General features: G+C 57.0%; 17 protein-coding genes. 6 read left to right on the forward strand and 11 right to left on the reverse strand.

All coding sequences use genetic code 11. The features are described from left to right. Positions 1-203 precede the first annotated feature (203 nt). The 9 genes from VGK48_12080 to dprA all read right to left on the reverse strand — a co-directional run bounded on the left by VGK48_12080 (position 204) and on the right by dprA (position 10,361). Complete coding sequence (locus VGK48_12080; GenBank protein ID HEY2381908.1) at positions 204-1,130, reverse strand: hypothetical protein; 927 nt, start codon at positions 1,128-1,130, stop codon at positions 204-206. A 68-nt stretch (positions 1,131-1,198) separates the two neighbouring features. Continuing rightward, positions 1,199-2,584, reverse strand: a complete 1,386-nt coding sequence (gene hslU / locus VGK48_12085) for an ATP-dependent protease ATPase subunit HslU (protein ID HEY2381909.1) — start codon at positions 2,582-2,584, stop codon at positions 1,199-1,201. 30 nt (positions 2,585-2,614) lie between these two features. Beyond that, positions 2,615-3,151, reverse strand: coding sequence for an ATP-dependent protease subunit HslV (gene hslV, locus VGK48_12090; GenBank protein ID HEY2381910.1), 537 nt, complete (start codon positions 3,149-3,151; stop codon positions 2,615-2,617). Positions 3,152-3,158: 7 nt separating this feature from the next. Beyond that, positions 3,159-3,929, reverse strand: coding sequence for a hypothetical protein (locus VGK48_12095; GenBank protein ID HEY2381911.1), 771 nt, complete (start codon positions 3,927-3,929; stop codon positions 3,159-3,161). Between the two features lie 5 nt (positions 3,930-3,934). Continuing rightward, a complete protein-coding gene (locus tag VGK48_12100) occupies positions 3,935-4,657 on the reverse strand; it encodes a gamma-glutamyl-gamma-aminobutyrate hydrolase family protein (protein ID HEY2381912.1) in 723 nt (240 codons plus the stop codon). Beyond that, positions 4,608-5,372: a lysophospholipid acyltransferase family protein gene (locus VGK48_12105; protein ID HEY2381913.1), complete on the reverse strand. Its 765-nt coding sequence runs from the start codon at positions 5,370-5,372 to the stop codon at positions 4,608-4,610. Before VGK48_12105 ends, VGK48_12100 begins: the two co-directional genes overlap by 50 nt. A gap of 6 nt (positions 5,373-5,378) precedes the next feature. After that, positions 5,379-6,539 (reverse strand): folylpolyglutamate synthase/dihydrofolate synthase family protein, encoded by a 1,161-nt coding sequence (locus VGK48_12110; GenBank protein HEY2381914.1) that lies wholly within the window; start codon positions 6,537-6,539, stop codon positions 5,379-5,381. A 203-nt stretch (positions 6,540-6,742) separates the two neighbouring features. After that, positions 6,743-9,184, reverse strand: coding sequence for a type I DNA topoisomerase (topA, locus tag VGK48_12115; protein ID HEY2381915.1), 2,442 nt, complete (start codon positions 9,182-9,184; stop codon positions 6,743-6,745). A gap of 64 nt (positions 9,185-9,248) precedes the next feature. Next, a complete protein-coding gene (dprA, locus tag VGK48_12120) occupies positions 9,249-10,361 on the reverse strand; it encodes a DNA-processing protein DprA (GenBank protein HEY2381916.1) in 1,113 nt (370 codons plus the stop codon). A 75-nt stretch (positions 10,362-10,436) separates the two neighbouring features. On the opposite strand from dprA, the gene VGK48_12125 reads away from it, so the two are divergent. Together VGK48_12125 and VGK48_12130 are read left to right on the forward strand one after the other, a co-directional pair. Next, positions 10,437-10,973 (forward strand): redoxin domain-containing protein, encoded by a 537-nt coding sequence (locus tag VGK48_12125; protein HEY2381917.1) that lies wholly within the window; start codon positions 10,437-10,439, stop codon positions 10,971-10,973. Continuing rightward, positions 10,963-12,012, forward strand: a complete 1,050-nt coding sequence (locus VGK48_12130) for an alpha/beta fold hydrolase (protein HEY2381918.1) — start codon at positions 10,963-10,965, stop codon at positions 12,010-12,012. The genes VGK48_12125 and VGK48_12130 overlap by 11 nt, the downstream gene beginning before the upstream one ends. On the opposite strand, the gene rlmN is transcribed toward VGK48_12130, so the two are convergent. Then, a complete protein-coding gene (rlmN, locus tag VGK48_12135; GenBank protein HEY2381919.1) occupies positions 11,996-13,051 on the reverse strand; it encodes a 23S rRNA (adenine(2503)-C(2))-methyltransferase RlmN in 1,056 nt (351 codons plus the stop codon). The two genes, VGK48_12130 and rlmN, sit on opposite strands and share 17 nt — an antisense overlap. 9 nt (positions 13,052-13,060) lie before the next feature. Next, positions 13,061-13,618, reverse strand: coding sequence for a redoxin domain-containing protein (locus VGK48_12140; GenBank protein ID HEY2381920.1), 558 nt, complete (start codon positions 13,616-13,618; stop codon positions 13,061-13,063). Between the two features lie 225 nt (positions 13,619-13,843). Between VGK48_12140 and VGK48_12145 the strand changes: the two genes are divergently transcribed. The 4 genes from VGK48_12145 to purQ are packed head-to-tail and all read left to right on the forward strand — an operon-like array spanning position 13,844 to position 16,891. Further along, positions 13,844-14,629: an MBL fold metallo-hydrolase gene (locus VGK48_12145; GenBank protein HEY2381921.1), complete on the forward strand. Its 786-nt coding sequence runs from the start codon at positions 13,844-13,846 to the stop codon at positions 14,627-14,629. Between the two features lie 21 nt (positions 14,630-14,650). Beyond that, on the forward strand, positions 14,651-15,961 hold the full coding sequence (gene purB / locus VGK48_12150) for an adenylosuccinate lyase (GenBank protein HEY2381922.1): 1,311 nt from the start codon (positions 14,651-14,653) through the stop codon (positions 15,959-15,961). Then, positions 15,958-16,185, forward strand: a complete 228-nt coding sequence (purS, locus tag VGK48_12155; protein HEY2381923.1) for a phosphoribosylformylglycinamidine synthase subunit PurS — start codon at positions 15,958-15,960, stop codon at positions 16,183-16,185. Before purB ends, purS begins: the two co-directional genes overlap by 4 nt. Before the next feature lie 10 nt (positions 16,186-16,195). Further along, positions 16,196-16,891 (forward strand): phosphoribosylformylglycinamidine synthase subunit PurQ, encoded by a 696-nt coding sequence (purQ, locus tag VGK48_12160; protein HEY2381924.1) that lies wholly within the window; start codon positions 16,196-16,198, stop codon positions 16,889-16,891. The last annotated feature ends 2 nt before the right edge of the window (positions 16,892-16,893 follow it).

Below are 16,893 nucleotides of genomic sequence, written 5' to 3' on the forward strand. Positions count from 1 at the left end.
ACTCCCCTCCTGGAAAGGAGGGGAGGCTGTGCCGAAGGCGCAGTCGGGGTGGTCGCTCAAGCCGGCATGCCGTGTGAGCGACCACCCCGACCGCGACATCTCTTGATGCTTCGCCCTATCGGGCTCGCGCTTCGCGGCCACCCCTCCTTTCCAGGAGGGGAGTTGCTGGCCTGCAACGGACTCCGTGCGGCCAACCACCGCCCCTACAGAGGGCCACGGAAACCCGGGCTGCGCGCGCTCTCATTTCCAAACTCGTCGAGAGCCGAAACGGAATAGTACATGCCAGGCTTGGAATCCGGATCAGCGAAGTAATTATTCTTGATAACGCCATTCGAGACGAGCGTAAACGGGCCGTCAGCCCCGGTACTCCGGAAAACACGGTAACCGGCGAGATCGGTTTCCGAATTCGCCTCCCACGTCAGATGTATCGTATTGTCCGACTCCACGATTTCAAAACCCGCCGGAACCTGGGGCGGGGTCTTGTCTTCGATCAGAACAGGCATGCTTTCGGCGCCTATACCGGGGATGCTTCTGTCCCCGATACGCCGCAGAGGGGTTATCTGATACGTAACCATTTTCCCCTGTTGGTAGATGGGATCTTCATACCGGGTGTCGGTCACTGATGCAGGTTCGGCCGGTCTGTCCGTACGCGTAACAATGTAGGCGTCGGCCAGGTCGGGATGCTCGTCTGGTTTGCTCCATGTGAGCACGGTGTGCCGCTGATCGACGACAGCGCGAATATTGGAGACTTTGCCTGGCACGTCGACCGGAGTAATCGAAACCGTATTGGAGATCTTCGACGTTTTGCCTTTCTTCGTTTCAGCGATCACCTCGAAGTTCCGGACGGAATTGGAACCCGCCGAAAATGGAATCGGGTAGGACTGAGTTTTCCCCGCACCCAGAGCATCCACTGTAGCCACAGAGACGCCGCCGCTTCGAATCTGAAAACGCCCGAGGTCCGTTGCAGGCGAAAGATCGATATTTCGAGCCGGGTCCGTCCACGTCAGAACGATGTTATATCCGCTCTGGCTGGCGCTCAGATCTTTGACTTCTTCGGGAATTCGAATGAAGGGCGGCTGCGGCACGCCGACCTTGGCACACGCTGCGAGCAGCGGCAGAAGAAAAGCCACAAGAGCAACAAAAAACCCAAAACCTATAAATCCGTTTTGTGTTTTTTGTGCCTTTAGCGGCTTCCCCCTCACAGAATATATCGGCTGAGATCCTGGTCCTTCACAATGTCCGCAAGCATCTTCTGAACGTATGCCGCGTCGATTCGGACGGTTTTCTTCTTGAGGTCCGGCCCCTCGAAGGAGATGTCGTCGAGCAGCTTTTCCATGATGGTGTGCAGGCGCCGCGCCCCGATATTTTCCGTGCTCTCGTTCACCGTAGCGGCAAAACGCGCCACTTCCTGCACGGCATCGTCAAGAAACGTGAGCTTGATGCCATCGGTTTCGAGCAAAGCGACATATTGCTTGATCAAGGCGTTTTGAGGCTCGGTTAGAATCCGGACAAAGTCCTCGACAGTCAGCGAATCCAGTTCGACGCGGATAGGGAACCGGCCCTGAAGTTCGGGGATAAGATCGGCCGGCTTGGCGACGTGAAAGGCTCCGGCGGCGACAAAAAGGATGTGGTCGGTGCGCACGAAGCCGTAGCGCGTATTGACCGTCGTGCCTTCTACGATGGGCAGAATATCGCGCTGGACGCCCTCACGGCTGACATCCGGGCCATGGCCGGACTCGCGGCCCGCAATCTTGTCGATTTCATCGAGAAAAATGATGCCGCTGTTCTCCACGCGCTCGACAGCGAGCCGGGTGACCTGATCCATATCGACGAGCTTCTGTTCCTCTTCCTGAATCAGATAATCGATCGCCTCGGCGACTTTCATCTTGCGCTTCTTGGTGCGCTGGCCGAGAAAGCCGGGAAGGATATCCTTGATGTTGATATCCATCTCCTCGATTCCCTGATTGCTGATGATTTCGAAGGCCGGGAAGTTGCGTTCCTTCACTTCGATCTCGACGGTACGATCGTCGAGCTTGCCTTCACGAAGCTGCGCACGCAATTTCTCTCGTGTCCGGTTCCACTGTTCGGTGGCAGCCCGGGAACTCTCATCGGTGGGAACAGGCGCCGGAGTCGGGGGCAGCAGCAGGTCGAGAATGCGCTCCTCGGCATTCGCATCGGCTTTGTCTGCAACTTCTTCGAGCTTCTCGTTGCGGACCATATCAATCGAGATCTCGAGAAGATCACGAATCATGGATTCCACATCGCGCCCCACATAGCCCACTTCGGTAAACTTCGAAGCCTCGACTTTAAGAAACGGAGAATTCGCCAGTTTGGCGAGCCGCCGCGCAATCTCGGTCTTGCCGACACCCGTGGGCCCGATCATGATGATGTTCTTCGGCATCACCTCCTCCGCCATTTCCGGCGGAAGCTTCTGGCGGCGGATGCGGTTTCGAAGCGCGATCGCAACGGCGCGCTTGGCGCCCGCCTGGCCGATTACATATTTGTCGAGTTCACGAACGATCTCGCGGGGAGTCAGCTCATCGAGATGCGGTGTCTCATCAATCGTTTCCGGTACATAGGACATATCAAGTTTGATTCTAGCACCCGGCGGGACCTACAGTTCTTCAATCGAGATATTTTCATTGGTATAGATGCAGATTTTGCCCGCAATCTGCATCGCTTCCAGCGCAATATCGCGCGCGCTCAAATCCGAGTATTTGTTCAGAGCGCGCGCAGCCGCGAGGGCATAAGGCCCGCCGGAGCCGATGCCGACAATTCCGTCGTCGGGCTCGATCAGGTCTCCGTTGCCTGAGATCAGAAAGGTGGTCTTCTCGTCCGCAACGATCATCACAGCCTCCAGATGGCGCAGCGCGCGGTCCGTCCGCCAATCCTTCGCCAGTTCGACGGCGGCACGGCTGAGGTTTCCGTGATACTGCTCGAGCTTCGCCTCAAACCGGGCAAACAGCGCAAACGAATCCGCCGACGATCCGGCAAAACCGGCCAGTATTTTTTCGTTATAGAGCCGGCGGATCTTTTTGGCGCCGTGCTTGATGACGGTGTCGCCGAGCGTAACCTGACCGTCGCTGGCAATGGCAACTTTGCCTTTTTTCCGGACACAAATGATCGTTGTCGCGTGGATGGATAAGTTCATGATGAGTTTACTTCGATGACGGATTGAGCTGAGTGAACAGATTGTCGGCCAGATGGGAATTGTAAACCACGGTTTCGGCCCGGATTTCCATGGTCTTAACGCCGTCCGTATAACGCGTGACAAAGAGAGGCATACTCACTCCCTGCGACTTGTGCCAGTTTGAATATTGTTCTTCATGAAGTTTTGGATCGTCGCTCCGGCGCACCTGCATTTTTACCGGCAGGTGCGATTCCCTATCGATATAGAACCGGATACGGTTCTTTGCAGGATCGCGCAGCTCGATGATGTCGGTCCGTTTAAAACCCACCATTTCCGTGCCCAGATTCTGGATCGTCGTCTGTTTGTCCTGCACCACAAATCTCAGGACGTAGTCCATGCCCGTCTTGAAGCCTTTTTGAAACTCTTCGACTTCGCCTGGCGTCTGGTCGACCGGATCTTTCTTGCCTTCCACTTTTTTGCCCTGTTTACCGCTATTGATCGTAATGGTCTTGAACTTCGGGCCGCCGAATTCGGTGCGTTCCATATCCGGAAATTTAATGAAGTCCGCAAACAGGTCGGAAGCGCTGAGTTGGCCGTGCGCAAAAGCATAGAACCGGCCGGTGGTGTGGATGTCGTCGACATCCAGATAAGCCTGGCCCCCCAGCGCATCGATCATCTGGTCCAGAGGCTGGATGCCGCGTCCCTGACGCGCGAGCGCGAAGCCTGAAAAAAGCAGCAGCCACAAAAGGCACAGAAGGAAGCTTTCTGTACGGCCTTCTCGTTTTTTCGAAATAAGCATCAGCGTCAATTATAGCGAAGCCGGGCCTGCTCGATAAATTTCGAGAACAGCGCCTTCGAGAGCGGGTCGTTCTGCCATCCACGTTCGGGATGCCACTGCACCCCGACGATAAAACGGCCGGTGGTATCTTCGACGGCCTCGATAACCCCATCGTTAGCGACGGCCACGGTTTTCAAATGACTCCCAGCCCGTTCGATCGCCTGATGATGGTAACTGTTTACTTCGATTTCCGCGCGGCCGGCCAGGCGGCCCACGATGCTGTCTTCGACGACGCGAACAGCATGATGTGCCGGAGGCTTGCCGTCATCATTATCGTGAGTCAGGGCCGGTCCGACAAGCGCTGGAATATCTTGAACCAGCGAGCCGCCGCGATAGACGTTCAAGCTTTGAACCCCGAAGCAGATGCCCAGAACCGGCATGTCTTTCTGTTGTTCGGCGAAATCGAGAATCGCAAAATCCGTCGAGTCACGCTCAGGATGGAGTTGGCCAAGCATCGCATGGGCCGCCGCGCCGTAAAGCTTTGGATCGATGTCCGTCGGACTGCCGGGCAGCAGGACGCCCTGCACGCGCTGCATGTACTCGCGAACGATGCCCGAATCGCTCACCGTTGGAATCATCAACGGCAAACCGCCGGCCCACAAGACCGCATCGAGATAGTGCCGGATCTGGCCGATGTACTCAGATTTTTCGTGGTAGCGAGTAGGAATTCCGATCCAGGGTTTTTCCATGATTGAATGTTGCCATGATTTCCCCGCGAACCCGGTCTGAAAGCTCAGCGACCGTGGTCCCTTGCGAGGGAATGGGCTCACCGACAATGACTTCGACGACTCCGCTGCGTACGTAATAAGTCTTCGGAACCAGGACGGCGCGCGATCCCCGCATTGTCACAGGCACAACCGGAGCTTCCGATTTCGTCGCCAGCATGAAGCCCCCGCCTTTGAACGGCTTGATGCTTCCATCCACACTCGTCCCGCCTTCCGGGAAGATCACCACCGAGGTGCCGTGACGGATCGCATCGGCTGCTTCACGGATGGATTTAACGGCGGCGCGCGGGTTCTCTCTGTCTATCGGCACATGCCCCGAGCGTCGCAAATGCCAGCCGAGAAATGGATAGCGGAATAATTGTTTCTTCGGAGTAAACCGGAATTGAAAAGGAAGCGCTGCCAGGATGATCGGGATATCCATGTGACTCTGATGGTTGCAGCACAGAACGTAGGGCGTACCCTGAATCAGGTTTTCCGCACCCGAAACCCGCAGCTGAACCCGGCAGGTCCAGAGAATCATCCGCGCCCAGATATTGGCGCAGGCATGCTGGATGCGGCCCTGCGCGTCGAAAAGGGAACTCACAAGCGATATCGTTCCCATGATGGCCGTGTACAGGAAAACCAGCGGTGCCGTGATCAGCAGCGACCGCGCGTAACCGACCTTCTCCCGAAAACGCATTGCAAATTAATGTAGCATGCTGCGCGCCTCGCCAATCAGGTACAGCGAACCGCAGATCAGGATCGTCGAGCCTTCGGGAGCGTGGCTTTTCGCGTAAGAAATCGCATCGCCTGGATCCGATCTGGCTTGAGAGCCCGGAACGAGCGCCTGCAGATCCACCGGATCTTTGGAGCGGCTGTTGTGAGGCTGCGTGAAAACGAACTGCCGCGCATGAGGCTTGAGGGCGGCGATCATCTCCTGATACTGCTTATCGGCCATAACTCCGAAAATGATCCACACACCCTCAGGATGGAACTCCCCGAGGAAGCGGGCGAGGGCGCGTGCGCCATCCGCGTTATGCGCGCCGTCCAGGAGGAAACGGCCGATGCGTTCGAGCCGGCCCGGCCAGGTTGCGCTGTTCACGCCGTGGACAATGTCCGCGCGCGCAATGCCCAGGCACTCTGCCGCACAAATGGCAACCGCAACATTCTCCATCTGATGACGGCCCAGCAGCCGCGGACGCAGATCCGGATATCGGCCGAAATCCAGATCCCCCGCCCGGATCAACCGCGCACCGGCCTTCTCGCGAACAGGTGGTAAATCCGCGGACGGCCCGGCGACAACGGGCTCCCGGACTTTAATGATTCCCGCCTTTTCGGCAGCGATCGCTTCGATGGTGTTGCCGAGGAATTCCTGGTGGTCCATTCCGATACTGGTAATGACCGACACCTCTTGCTCGACGATATTCGTCGCGTCCAGACGGCCGCCGAGTCCAACCTCCAGGACGGCAAAATCGACCCGGCCCTGAAAATAGAGAAATGCCATGGCGGTAACGATTTCAAAATATGTCGGTGGATAGAGCAAATTCCTTGCGGTTGCTGAAGCCGCCTTTACCTTCTCAAAAACGTCCTTCAAGTCATCGTCGGATATTTCGCGATCCCCGATACAAATACGCTCATTCAGCCGTACGAGGTGCGGTGACGTGTAAAATCCGGCCGTGGGCATCATCGAAGAGAGCAGCTTCGCGACGGAGCCCTTGCCGTTTGTACCCGCGATCAGAACGGAACGGAAAGACCTTTGCGGGTTGCCCAGAGCCGCGGCGAGGACGCGCATGTTGCCGAGGTCATAGCGAATCGAACGGTATTCGTTCGTTAGGGAATAGAGATAAGCGATGTCGGAGGATGTCACTGGTCTGAGCTCTGAGAGGTCAACATGGTGTGTGAGCGACCCCCTGCCGGCTTTTATTGATGCTTCACCCTATCGGGCTCGCGCTTCGCACGGCACGGCTGTCCCCCTGTATCAGGGGGACAGTAAACTCTCCCCCTGATAATACAGGGGGAGAGCCCGCGCAAGCGCGGGCAGGGGGTCGCTCACACACCATGCTACCGATATCACGACACCTTTTCTGCTTCGACAGGGACCTTGTACTTGCACGCTTCTTCGTTGCAGTAATGGACGACCCCTTCACGCTTTGTCGCCTTTTCGAGCAGGAAGGGCGCGCCGCACTCCGGACAAGGCTCGGGAACCGGCTTGTTCCACACGACGAAGTCGCAAGCGGGATATTTCAAGCAGCCGTAAAAAACCTTGCCGCGTTTCGACCGGCGCTCAATCAATTCGCCGCCGCACCCGGGTTTCGGACACGCGACGCCGACGGTCTTCGGCTTGATGTATTTGCACTTCGGATAGTTGCCGCACGAGATGAATTCGCCGAAACGGCCTTCCCGGAGCATCAGTTTCGCCTGGCCGCACTGCGGGCAGGTTTCATCCAGCGGGACGTCGGGCTTCTTCGCCCCCTTTCCGCCGCTCGCGATCTTCCGCGTGGTCTTGCATTCGGGATAGCCCGTGCACGCGAGGAATTGTCCGAACCGTCCGCGTTTCAGCGCCATTGGTTTGCCGCAGTTTTCACACGGCTCGGGCTCCGACGACTCCGTTGAACCCCCGCCTTCCTTTGGCGGTTCCTCGCTGGCAATCTCTTTCGTGTTTTTACACTCGGGATATCCCGAGCAGGCCATGAAGCGGCCGAACTGGCCCCACTTGATGACCATCGGACTTCCGCACTTCTCGCAGACCTCGTCGGTCGGGATCTCCTGTGTCTTGAGGTTCTCCATGTTCTTGGAAGCCTTTTTCAGATCCTTCTCGAACTTCTTGTAGAACTCGCCGAGGGCCTGAACCCAGGTCATCTTGCCTTCTTCGACTTCGTCGAGTTCCTCTTCCATCTTCGCCGTGTACTGGACGTCAAAGATGTCTTCGAAGTGTTTCACCAGCATGTCGGTGACGACAGTGCCGAGTTCCGTAGGCCTGAACTTGCCTTGATCTTTGGTGACGTATTCCCGGTCTTGAATCGTCGACAGGATCGTCGCATAGGTTGAGGGCCGGCCGATGCCCTTCTCTTCAAGGATTTTCACCAGCGAAGCTTCCGTATAGCGCGGCGGCGGCTCCGTAAAGTGCTGGCGCGGCATCAGGTCGAGGAGGCGAACTTTTTCACCCTGCTTTAACGGCGGCAGCGTGATGTTCTGTTCTTCGTCGCTGTCCAGCGGGTTCACGTTGGCATCTTCGTCGCGTGATTCTTCGTAAACGGCGAGGAATCCGTCGAACTTCATCACGCGGCCCGAAGCGCGGAACGTATAGTCCTTCGCGGAAATGTCGACGGCCGTCTGATCGTACACGGCCGGATTCATCTGCGACGCGACGAATCGCGTCCAGATCAACCGGTACAACTTCATCTCGTCTTCGGAAAGGTACTGTTTCAGATCATCCGGCTTGCGCCCGACGAAGGTCGGACGTATCGCTTCGTGTGCGTCCTGGGCGTCTTTCTTGCTCTTGTAGATGACGGGCTTCTCAGGAAGATATGGGCCGCCGTAAATGTCCGAAACGTAGGAACGCACCATCTGCATCGCGTCGTCGGAGATGCGCGTGGAATCGGTACGCATGTACGTGATCAAGCCGATGCGCCCTTCTTCTCCCTGTTCGATGCCTTCATACAGCCGCTGGGCCAGCATCATGGTCTTTTTCACGGTAAAGCGGAGGCGCCGGGCCGCGTCCTGTTGGAGCTTGCTGGTCGTAAAGGGCGGGACAGGATTGCGTTTCTTCTCCTTCGTAACGACGGATTCGACCAGAAAATCCGAATTCCGGACGATTTCCAGAACGTGATCGGCCTCCGCCTGATTCTTCACGTCAGCGGCCTTGCCCTTGAACTTTGCAAGTCTCGCTTCAAACTGGGGCGGTTCGTGGCCTTCGAGTTTGGCGATGATGGACCAGTATTCTTCGGGCGTGAACGCCTGAATTTCGCGCTCGCGCTCGACAATCAGCCGGAGCGCAACAGTCTGCACGCGGCCGGCGGAAATTCCGCGGCGGACTTTGTCCCACAGGAGCGGGCTGATTTGATAGCCCACGAGCCGGTCGAGGATGCGGCGCGCCTGTTGCGCATCGACGATGTGCTGATTGATGCGGCCTGGATTGTCCACGGCAGCACGGATCGCCTTCGGCGTAATCTCGTTAAACATCACGCGGAAGACTTCGGCCTTGCTGCCGTCGAGAATCTCTTTCAAATGCTGGCAGATCGCTTCACCCTCGCGGTCCGGGTCAGCCGCGAGCAGAATGCGGTCTGCAGATTTCGCCGCCGCGCGCAGGTCCTTGACTACTTTTTCCTTCCCGGGAATGACGTCATAGACGGGTTCGAAGTCATGTTCAAGGTCCACACCCAGCTTGCTCTTGGGCAGATCCTTGACGTGGCCCAGCGAGGCTTTCACCACGTAGTCCTTGCCGAGATATTTATTGATCGTGTTCGCTTTTGCGGGTGACTCCACGATAACCAGTGATTTTTTCGAAGGCATTTTGTTCAGTCGCTTTCGTCTATCTAATAAGTCGTGTGCGCAGAAAAAGCAACATGAGGTTTTTTTACAATCGCCGAATGTATTTCTTTCCAGGCAGTTGCCGGATGTGACCAGCCACCTCCAAGGCAAGCAGCGCACTATAAACATCGGACGTGGATAAAGGCAACTTTGAGAGCAGGCTGTCGATCGAAACAGCCTCCTGGGCCGACAGCGCCTTCCACACTTTTGCCTCGCTGCCTGCGAGCTGCGGCTCAGGCACAGCCTGCATCTGAGCGATCAGCGGCGCGAAAATTCTTTCCCGGATGGCGTGCGGCAACTCCTCGACAATATCCTGCCAGCTCGCGACCAGCTTGGCGCCCTGCCGGATCAGGGCGTGGGGCCCGAAACTCTGCGGCGACATGATGTTGCCCGGCACCGCGAAGATTTCCCGGCCCGCCTCGAGACCAAGCCGGACGGTGATGAGTGAGCCCGAATATTCGGCCGCTTCGACCACCGCGACTCCCAGCGACATCCCGGCAATAATCCGGTTCCGGATCGGAAAATTCTGAGGCGCGGGCGGCGTTCCCAACGGAAACTCCGAAATAAGCGCGCCATTTTTTTCCGCTAAATCGGCGAGTCCGCGATTTTCTTTCGGATAAACGAAGTCGAGACCGCTGCCAAAGACCGCATAGGTGACCCCCGCCCGCAATGCCCCTCGATGAGCCGCCGCATCGAGGCCGCGAGCCAGCCCCGACGTGACCGCAAGTCCTTTTGCCGCAAGATCTTCGGCTAGCCGTTCCGCGCAATTCAAGCCGTAGCCGGTCGGCCGCCGCGTACCCACAATCGCAACCTGCGGAAGCTCCGGATCCCATCTCTGACCGCGTATATAAAGGATGATCGGCGGATCGAAAATCTCCCGCAGCAGAGGCGGATAATCCGGATGCAGAATGTCGACGATCCGTACGCCCAGTTCTTCGGCGCGGCGCCATTCCTGCTCCGCCCGTTCTGCGGATTTCGTTGAAAATAAATCCTCGACAACCTCCCGGGGAATCCCCAATGCGTCCACTTCGCTCAAGGTGGCCGCAAAGATGCGCTCAGGTTCTCGAAAGTGTTTGATGAGCGCATTCGCGGAACGAAGGCCCAGGCCGCGGACAAGGAATATTCTTAGCGCTGCTTTTGTGCGATCGACATTATCCACGCCGCTGCTGGAGCAAGAGTTCGACCAAACCGGAATGTTATGACAGAATACGGCTTATTCTGATAAGGAGAAAGAATGTCGCGCAAATTACTATTCGCACTTTTACTGATTTCGACATTACTGGTTTCAACCGCATGGGCGCAGCATCCGGACGATGCGTTCGTCGGACAAAAAGCTCCGGAGCTCAAGGCCGGAGATGCCTGGATCAACTCGGCGCCTCTCAAGCTCGAACAACTTCGCGGCAAAGTTGTTCTGATCGAGTTCTGGGCGTTTGACTGCCCGTACTGCGCGGAGGCCACGCCGCACGTCAAAGAGTGGTACGACAAATACGGGAAAGACGGGCTGGTTGTCATCGGAGTGCACGTTCCCCGCATCGATTACGAGAAGGAGATTCCGAAGATCAAAGAGGCCGTGGCGAAGAAAGGAATCCGATATCCGGTCGTCGTCGACAACAACTATCAGATCTGGAGTGATTATCTCTGTAATTCGTGGCCCAGCCACTTCGTCGTCGACCAGGATGGAGTCATCCAGCTCAGCCATTCGGGCACGGAGCGGTATGATGAGACCGAGCAAATCATTCAAAAGCTGCTTGCGAAGAAGAATGCACAATAGCTGGTTCCGGACCCTGATTTTGTCTCTGTCTGTCTTCGGATTGCTGGTCTCGGTTGCACATGGCCAGGCATTTCCCCGGCCCCGCGCCGACGCTGGCCCGAAGCCGAAAAATGTTCGTGGTCTGGTCACCGATTCGGCGGGCAAGCCGATAACCGGCGCGCGTGTGTTCATCCGGGACGTGAAAACAAAAGTCGTACGCACGCTCGAAACCGACACGGCGGGTGAATACAGAGTTATGGCCCTGACGCCGACCGTCGATTACGAAGTCTATGCGGAATATCAGGGCAAGCAATCGGAGAAAAAATTCGTCAGCTCGTTTCTCAATCGCGAAGACAACGTACTGAACTTTCAGCTTCCTGTCAGCGCCGCGGACAGCGGTAAAGTGTCCACGGAGAACGCACCCATAATCAAAGCCTACGATCTCGTCGAACTGCACGGGTCGTTCGAAATGCCCGTCGGCGTGCCGGCGCCGATTCCAGCCGTCCTGCTCCTGCATGGTTATGGTGAGGATCGATCGGTCTGGAAGGACTTCTCCAGGCAATTGATCGAGCGGGGCTGGGCCGTGATGACGCTCGACCTCCGAGGTCACGGCGAAAGCCGCATGAAAAACGGGATCGCGGTCCAGTTGTCCCCGGAATGGCGTACCAATTCCCGGGAATTTCCGCTGGATCTGGATCCCGCACTGGATTGGCTGAAATCCCGCCCACGCGTCGACGGGCGGAAAATTGTCGTCATCGGATCGGATATCGGCGCGGATCTCGCCCTCATTGCCAGCGGCCGCTTCCCGGAAGTTCGAACCGTGGTCGCCATCAATCCGAAGCTCGACGAAAGCCTCTCGCTCGCCGGCAGCGCTCACGACTTTCAACCGCAATCGAGTCTGATCGTCACTCCGAACCAGGCCGAAGGCGACCGCATCAAAGCGCTCGTCAAACCGCCTTCACGGGTGCTGGTCATTTCACGTTCCGGGGGAACCGCCCAATGGGCAGCGGACAAGCAGGTCGACGACGCGATCTTTCAGTGGCTTAAAGAGACGTACTGAGCGCGGCTTGATCCGGCTCGTCTGCCCACTTCTTCTTGAGCTGGCCGCAGGCGGCAGAGATGTCGTTGCCACGGTTCTTGCGGACGAACGCGGAAATCTGATGGTCGTCGAGAATGTGCTGAAACTGTGCGATTGAGGCGTCGGACGGCCGTTTGTAAGGGACTTCTTCGGCTTCGTTAAACGGAATCAGATTCACCTTCGCACGCATACCCTTAAGCAACTTCACCAGGTGAAGCGCGTCTTCAGGAGAGTCCGTCAGTCCGCGCAGTAGGACGTATTCAAAGGTCACGCGCTGCCGGTGTTTCAGGGGAAAGTGCCGGACCGCATCGAGCAATTGTTCGATGGGATACCGGCGGTTGATCGGCATCAACTGATTCCTCTTTTCATTCGTAGCGCCGGTCAGCGAAATCGCAAGATTCGGGATCATCGGCTCGCTTCCAAGGCGTTCGATGGCGGGCAAAAGCCCGGCCGTCGAAAGCGTGATGCGCGACATCGACATGTTCAGTCCCTGCTCGTCGTGGAGAATGCGAATCGCCTTCATCACGTTGTCATAGTTGTGCAGCGGCTCGCCCATCCCCATCAGCACGATATTGAAGCTGTCGCGCGCCTCCCAGGAGAGATTGTCCCGCTGGGCGACCAGCGCCTGTGTGACCATTTCGCCGGCCGTAAGGTGACGCGTCAAGCCAAGCTGTCCCGTTAGGCAGAAGGTACAGGCAAGGGCGCAACCGATCTGGGAAGAAATGCAGACCGTGTTGCGATGCTCTTCGGGAATGAAAACCGTCTCGGCAAGCTCGCCATCAGCGAGGCGAACCAGATAACGGCGCGTTCCATCGGATGAATCGAAGCGGCGGTGCGTCGCCGGAAGCCGGATATCCCACTCACCCGCCAGCTCCGCGCGCAACGGCTTCGGCAGATCGCTCATCGACTCGAAATCGGTGAACCAGCGCTGATAGACCGATTTATAGAGTTGAGTCGCGCGGAACGAAGGCTGGAACGCTTCGGCCAGCTCGGGCCGTTCGAAATCGAAGAAGAAATTCATGGGACCGAATCAGTCGGAGGCGTCCTGCTGCTTCGGCTCTAATTGCTTGACGAGCGTCTCCACTTTGGCGACCACGCGCGGATCGGCCCAATGCTCGAACCAGGTATGCTTGACGACATTGCCGTTGCCATCGATGAGAAACGTCTCCGGAAACTTGGCCACCTTGTACAGATTGGCAACCTGATGTCCTGGATCCAGATAGGTCGGAAGGGCGAAATTATGCTCTTTGTAGAACTGGTGAATTTCCGGCCAATCGTTATCGACACTGACTTCCAGCATCTCGAACGGACGGCCTTTGAAGCGCTGATAAAGCTCTTGAATTTCAGGCATCTCCTTGACACAACTGTCGCACCAGGTGCCCCACAGATTCAGGAACACAACCTTGCCGCGGAAATCGCTCAGCTTAATGTGCCGGCCACTCTCATCCTTGACCGTAAAATCAGGAGCTTTCTGTCCAATATTGATGACGCCAGGATCGCCCGTGTTGGTCGCCTGTCTATACACGAAGATACCGGCCACGAGACCGACTGCCACGAAGAATACAATGGCTTTTACGCGCTCAAGCATACCGGCTATTGTACCACTTTCGAGCCGGCATTTGCCTCCCAGGAACGGACCTGCCGGTCTAGCACATCGAGTGGCACCGCGCCCTGGCTGAGAACGACGTCGTGAAACAAAATTCATATCCCCCTTTTGTGCCCGCGAAGCGCAAGCGCGATAGCGCGCAGCCTCAATTTGTGGCTAACTTCCCATTCCCCTATCCTGACCGCGCGGTCGCGCATAGTCGAATCGATGACGATAACAGTATCGGTCCTGGGAAGCGGAAGCCGCGGCAACGCGACTTTTGTTAAAACCGATCGTGTGCGGCTCCTCATCGACGCGGGGATGAGCCGCAAGGAAATTGCCCGCCGCCTCGAATCCATCGGCGAAGATCCCGATGGGATCGACGCGGTCTTTATTACGCACGAACACAGCGATCATTCCGGCGGTCTGCGGATGCTGCTGAAAGATCTGCCGCTGCAGGCATTTCTAACGGCCGGAACCATTCGCGCGCTCGCGGCGGACGAATATGAGATGAACGGATCGAAACTGGTGCCCATACCGGCGGGCGTTCCGTTCATGGTCGGCGATATCGAAGTTTTCCCATTCAGTGTTCCCCACGACGCAACAGAGCCCGTCGCCTTCACCATCAATTGCGGCGGCGTCCGAGTAACGCAACTGACGGACATCGGATACATGCCGGATGGCGTCGCCGAACGGCTGCGCGAATCGGCCGTGCTGATTCTCGAATCCAACCACGACCTGGAAATGCTGCGGGTGGGCCCGTATCCCTGGGTGCTGAAACAACGCTTAATGGGCAGGTTTGGACATCTTTCGAACACCGCTGTCGGCCGCTTCATTCGTGAACAATATGACGGCAAAGCACAGCATATGGTGCTGGCGCATCTCAGCTCGAAGAACAATCACCCGGCAATCGCAAAGCATGAAGCAGCACGGGCTCTGCGCGATCGCGGGCTGGCAAATACACAATTGACGGTGACTTCGCAAGACGAACCCACGGTGCCGATTCGTTTATAGTTATTCGTTTATAGTAAGAAAATGATTGAGAGATACACGCGCCCGCGAATGGGCCGCATCTGGGAAGATCAGAACAAATACCAGCGCTGGCTGGACGTGGAACTGGCTGTCACTGAGACCTTAGCGGAGCGAAACGTCATTCCTGAAAAGGATGCGGAAGAGATTCGCAGCCGCGCCAGTTTTTCGGTCGACCGGATCAACGAAATCGAAGCCGAAGTGAAGCACGACGTCATCGCGTTCACCACCTCGGTCTCCGAATTTGTTGGACCTGCCTCCCGCTTCTTTCATTTCGGTCTCACCTCCTCGGACGTACTCGATACGGCGATGGCGCTGCAGGTCCGGGACGCGTCCATCGTCATCACCGAAGACCTGCAGCGATTGCTCGATGTCATCAAAAAACGCGCGCACGAATTCAAAACAACGGTCGTGGTCGGGCGGACGCACGGCATCCATGCGGAGCCGACAACCTTCGGGCTGAAACTTGCGCTGTTCTACGACGAAGTCGCGCGCCAGCAGGCACGATTCAAGGAAGCGGCCGAAACGATGCGCGTCGGCAAATTATCCGGCGCGGTGGGAACGTTTGCGCATCTCTCGCCGGATGTCGAAGAAGCGGTGATGGCGAAATTGAAGCTGAAAGCCGCTCCCGCTTCGTCTCAGGTCATCCAGCGCGACCGCCATGCGCACTACATCACAACGCTCGCGCTGATCGGATCGACGCTCGAAAAGATCGCGGTCGAAATCCGGCATCTGCAACGGACGGAAGTCCGGGAAGCGGAAGAATATTTTTCGGAGAAGCAAAAGGGATCGTCGGCAATGCCGCACAAGCGGAATCCGATCACTTCGGAACAGATTGCCGGGCTGGCGCGCATCCTCCGAAGCAATGCCGTCGCGGCAATGGAGAACGTGGCGCTATGGCATGAGCGGGATATTTCGCATTCGTCGGTCGAACGCATCATTTTCCCGGATTCGACGATCCTGGCGGATTACCTCCTGGAAAAAACTGCAAATCTCATCGAAAAACTCGTCGTGTATCCCGACCGGATGAAGCAGAATCTGGAGTTGACCCACGGCCTCATCTATTCCGGCGAATTGTTGCTGGCCCTCGTCGCCCACAACGTCACACGCGAGGATGCATATCGATGGGTCCAACGTAACGCCATGCGCGTGTGGGACGAAGGCGGCACGTTCAAAGAAAAAGTCCTCACGGACGCCGACATCGAAAAAGCGCTCACGGCGTCCGACGTCGATCACGTTTTCGATTCGAGCCGGATTTTCGAAAATGTCGACCGGATTTTTGCGCGGGTGTTCAATTCAATGGATGTGAGATCATGAAAGCAACCGTTATCGTTACGCTGAAACCGACAGTGCTCGATCCGCAGGGCATGACGATCCATCGCAGTCTCGCCTCTCTGGGCCTCACCGATGTTACCGACGTGCGGCAGGGCAAGATCTTTCATGTTCAGCTCAAGGAAGGCAACCGAGAGCAGGTCGAGCGGCTGGCGAAGGAAGTCCTGACCAATCCGGTGATCGAGGAATATCGAATTACCTGGGAGTGATTACAACCATATGAAGTTTGGCGTCGTCATATTCCCCGGTTCAAACTGCGAGCAGGACTGCCACTACGTCATCCAATCCGTCCTCGGCAAACCCGTCGAATACATCTGGCACCAGGACACCTCCGTCAAAGGGTTCGACGCGGTCATTCTGCCCGGCGGATTCGCTTACGGCGACTACCTGCGCACCGGCGCGCTCGCCCGGTTTTCTCCGGTGATGAATGCCGTCGCGGACTTCGCCAAAAAAGGCGGGCTGGTTTTCGGCATCTGCAACGGCTTCCAGATTCTCACCGAAGCAGGACTGCTGCCCGGGGCATTACTGCGGAATGTTGGCTTGAAGTACGTCTGCAAATTCGAATATCTGAAAACGGAAACGGCGGACACTCCGTTCACGAATCTACTGTCCAAAGGCCAGCTGCTTCGGATTCCCATCGGGCACGGCGAAGGGAATTTCTTCGCCGACGCGGAAATTCTGAGAAGGATCGAAGGCAACGGCCAGGTCGCATTCCGTTATGCGGACGGTGCAGGAGAGATCACGCGCGAAGCCAATCCCAACGGATCGCTGAACAACATCGCGGGCATCGTGAACGAACAGCGCAACGTCCTCGGCATGATGCCGCATCCAGACCGCTCCAGCGAGGCCATCCTCGGAAGCGCGGACGGCAAGCTGATATTCGAATCGATGGTCACGGCTCTCGTAACGAAATGAAG

This window comes from Terriglobia bacterium, from assembly GCA_036496425.1.
GTDB lineage: Bacteria > Acidobacteriota > Terriglobia > 20CM-2-55-15 > 20CM-2-55-15 > 20CM-2-55-15.